The organism is Corallococcus sp. CA047B (genome assembly GCF_003612065.1).
GTDB lineage: Bacteria > Myxococcota > Myxococcia > Myxococcales > Myxococcaceae > Corallococcus > Corallococcus praedator.
The window spans coordinates 1-3,662 of the sequence record NZ_RAWD01000531.1; the positions used below are offsets into that span (position 1 = coordinate 1).

Annotated in this window: 3 protein-coding genes; 1 reads left to right on the top strand and 2 read right to left on the bottom strand. The window is 72.2% G+C overall.

What is annotated here, in order from left to right; all coding sequences use genetic code 11:
• Window positions 1-72 precede the first annotated feature (72 nt).
• Window positions 73-1,410: a glutamate--cysteine ligase gene (locus D7X74_RS40445; protein WP_120538263.1), complete on the top strand. Its 1,338-nt coding sequence runs from the start codon at window positions 73-75 to the stop codon at window positions 1,408-1,410.
• A 48-nt stretch (window positions 1,411-1,458) separates the two neighbouring features.
• On the opposite strand, the gene D7X74_RS40450 is transcribed toward D7X74_RS40445, so the two are convergent.
• Window positions 1,459-2,082: a hypothetical protein gene (locus D7X74_RS40450; RefSeq protein WP_120538264.1), complete on the bottom strand. Its 624-nt coding sequence runs from the start codon at window positions 2,080-2,082 to the stop codon at window positions 1,459-1,461.
• A 107-nt stretch (window positions 2,083-2,189) separates the two neighbouring features.
• Window positions 2,190-3,662 (bottom strand): Hsp70 family protein (locus D7X74_RS40455; protein WP_147446875.1); only part of this gene is annotated, 1,473 nt, incomplete at its 5' end.

The following is a 3,662-nucleotide window of genomic DNA, read 5'->3' on the forward strand; positions in this document are numbered from 1 at the left end:
ATGCAGGGCGCATGGGGGCGGGTTGTTCAAATGAGGGCAAGGGAAACGAGCCCCGTTATATAGGGCGCCCTCATGTCCCTCGACCTCAAGCGCGTGGCCTCCGAGCCCCTCACGTCTTCCGCCCCCCTGGTGGAAGAGCTTCGCAAGGCGCAGAAGCCCCGAACCGAGCACCGGCTCGGGCTGGAGCACGAGAAGTTCATCTACCCGGTGGGGTCCGCCCAACCCGTGCCCTACGAGGGGCCGAACGGGGTGGGGGCCCTGCTGGAGAAGCTGGCGTCCGGGGGCTACGACCCCTTCCGCGAAACGCCCCAGTCGCCGGTCATCGCGCTGCAGAAGGGCATGGCGGCCATCTCGCTGGAGCCGGGAGGGCAGTTCGAGCTGTCCGGCAGCCCCTTCTTCACGGCGCGCGAGGCGCACGCGGAGAACCTGGCGCACCTGACGGAGACGAAGGCCGCGGCGAAGGCGCTGGGCCTGCGGCTGGTGGCGTTGGGTTACCGGCCGGTGGGCACGACGGGGGAGATGCCCTGGATGCCCAAGACGCGCTACCAGGTGATGCGCCGCACGCTGCCGACGCGCGGCCGGCTGGCGCTGAACATGATGTTGATGACGTCCACCGGGCAGGTGTCGCTGGACTGGGCGGACGAAGCGGACTGCGTGAAGAAGACGGTGACGGTGGCGCGCCTGTCCCCGCTGCTGGTGGCGCTGTACGCCAACAGCCCGCTGCTGGAAGGCAAGCCGTCCGGCTACATGACGTTCCGCAGCCGCGTCTGGGAAGAGGTGGACCCCACGCGGTGCGGCTACCTGCCGTCCTGGTTCGACGGCTCCTTCTCCTATCAGGCGTATGTGGACTGGGCGCTGGACGCGCCGCTCCTGTTCCTGCGGCGCCAGGGCGAGTACCGCCACCCGGAGCTCACCTTCCGCCAGCTCCTGAAGGAGGGCTACGAGGGCAAGCCGCCGGACATGGGGGACTGGACGGACCACCTGTCCACGCTCTTCCCCGAGGTGCGGCTGAAGAAGGTGCTGGAGGTGCGCGGCGCGGACTGTGCCAGCGCGGCGATGACGGGGGCCCTGGGGGCCCTCTGGCGCGGCATCCTCTATGACGCCCAGGCGCTGGACGAGGCGCAGCTGCTCTTGCCCCGGCTGAACTTCACCGAGCACCTGTCCTTCCACGACACCGCTCGCCGCGAGGGCCTGGCGGGGAAGCTGGGCGCGCACGAGCTGCACCGGCTGGCGGCGGAGATGGTGGCCATCGCGAAGCGGGGGCTCCTGCGGTTGGATCCGCTGGACGCGCCGCTGCTGGCGCCGCTGGAGGCCGTGGCCGCGTCGGGGAAGTCCCCCGCGCAGGCGGTGCTGGATGCGTGGGCGGAAGATCCGCGTCCGGAAGTGTTGATGACGCGCTTCGAGCTGTGAGGCCTTGAAGCGCGTCCCTTCGCGGACGCGGACCTCCTGGGCGGCGGGCTAGAAGCGGCCGCCCAGGGTGATGTTGCCGTTGAAGAGGCTGCCCTTCGCGTCGTCGTCGGTGCCGGGGACGGTGACCAGCTCCTCGCCGCCGACGAGGCGGTAGGTGCCACGCACGCCGGCGAAGAAGTTGCCCAGGCGGTAGTCGATGCCCGCGGCCATGGGGAACTCCGTCTGCCAGTCGTTGCTGAAGACGGGCTCCGAGCCGCTGGAGGCGTCCAGGTAGCTCAGGCCCAGGCCGAGGCCGACGAACGGGTGCCACTTCTCATCGACGATGGGGCCCAGCTTGGCCAGGAGGGTCCCGTTGTTGCGCCAGATATGGTTGCCGCCGCTCACGCGGGCATCATCGATGGGGACGCTCTGGCCTTCGTAGCCGACCTCCACGCCGACGAGGTCCGAGGGCTGGGCGACGGCGGTGATGCCGAACAGCGCGCCTATCCCCGTTTCGTCACCCAGGTCGCCGGTGAAGCCGCCCAGGCCGACGCGCACGTCCAGGCCGGCTTCGACCTCCTGTTCGTTGAGGCCCACCCTGCGCCCCACCTGGGTCGCGTCCACCGCGAAGGCCGGGGCCGCGATGCCCACACCCGCCGCCACCACTCCCGCCATCATCGAAAGCTTTCTCATGTCCAGGCTCCTCCCGGTCTGTGAACTGTGAGACCTGGAATGGAAGCTGGGTCCTCCGGGATGGACACCACACCTGCCCTGGCGGAGGAGCCAGGGGACCCAGGGCCCTACCGGCGGCCGAAGAGCTTCTTCAGCCCGGACAGCAGGCCCCCGGGGCGGGACTCGGGTTCGGTGAGGAAGGGCGAGCGGGCGACGAGGGCCTCGCGCGCGGCGTCGTCCAGGTCCTCCGTCGCGAGCGTCACGGGTTGACGCTTGCCGCCGGGCAGGGTGGCGCTGAAGGCCAGGGTGCCGTCGGTGGACAGCTCCAGGTGCACCTCCACCTCGCCGGGGCGCTCCACGGTGAGGCAGAGGGCGCCCAGCCACTCGTTCTCCGCGACCGCCTGCGCGGTGCCCTGGAAGAACGCGAGCACCAGCGGGCCGGGCGCGGCCACGGGGAGCACCAGCGTCTTGGAGGTGGGCAGGCGGGTGTTGCGCTCCAGCACGCGGCGGAAGGTGCCGGCGTGTTCGGCGACGCCGATGGGGGAGGTGAGGACCTCCGAGACGCTGGCGGCGGGCTTGCCGACTTCCGCCAGGAGCAGCGCGTGGCCGAGCATCGCGGCGCCGCGCACCCCGGCGCTCCGGGCGTCCACGTCCTCGCGCACGGGCACGCCCAGGCTCTCCTCCAGCCGGCGGCGCACGAGGGGTGAGCGGCCCTGTCCGCCCACGAGCACCACGGCGTCCAGGCCCTGCGGGGAGAGGGCGTTGGATTCGAGCACCTCGCGGGTGACGGCGACGACGCGCTGGGCGAGGTCGGCGGTGAGGGCCTCCACGCGCTCGCGGTCCAGGGTGGGGCCCCGGCCGGAGGGCAGCACGACGTCCACGGAGTCCTGGGTGGAGAGGGTCTCCTTGGTGGCTTCGGCGATGGCGCGCAGGGGCAGCCAGTCGAGCGGGTGTTCGGGGCGGGGCTGGCCCTGTTCGGACGATTCGCCGACGAGCGCTTCGGCGATGCGGGCGTCGAAGTCCATGCCGCCCAGGGTGGGGTCTCCGCCGGTGGTGACGACCTCCAGGTCGTCGCCGGTCACCTGCACCACGCAGACCTCCAGGCCGCCGCCGCCCAGGTCCACGACGAGGACGCGCTTTCGGGCCATGCCCCGGCCGTGCGCGTACGCGAGCGCGGCGGCGGCGCTGTTGGTGAGCACGCGGCGCACGTCCAGGCCCGCTTCGAGGGCGGCGTCGCGGAGGGCGGCGCGCTGGCGCTCGGTGAAGTGCGAGGGCGCGCAGAGGACGGCGCGCGTCACCTTGCGGCCGAGGAACGTGGTGGCGGCCTGGTGCAGTTCGCGCAGGAGCAGGGTGGTGAAGAGGGCGGGGCCCACGACGCGGCCCCCGAGCTCCACGCCCGCGTCGCCGCGAAGGTCGGTGGCGATGGGGAAGGGGAGCTGGGGCGCAAGCCAGCGCAGGTGCGGGGAGCGCGCGCGCAGGCCCAGCAGGCGCTTGAGGCCGAGGGTGGCGCGGCGGGGTTCGCGGGCGGCTTCGAGGAGGGCGGCGTGGCCGATTCGCAGCTCGCCGTCGCGGTCCATCGCGATGACGGAGGGACTGTCTCT

Excerpts from the sequence above, each read along its gene's own strand:
- D7X74_RS40445 (WP_120538263.1), top strand. The coding sequence starts at position 73 with ATGTCCCTCGACCTCAAGCGCGTGGCCTCCGAGCCCCTCACGTCTTCC.
- D7X74_RS40450 (WP_120538264.1), bottom strand. The coding sequence starts at position 2,082 with ATGAGAAAGCTTTCGATGATGGCGGGAGTGGTGGCGGCGGGTGTGGGC.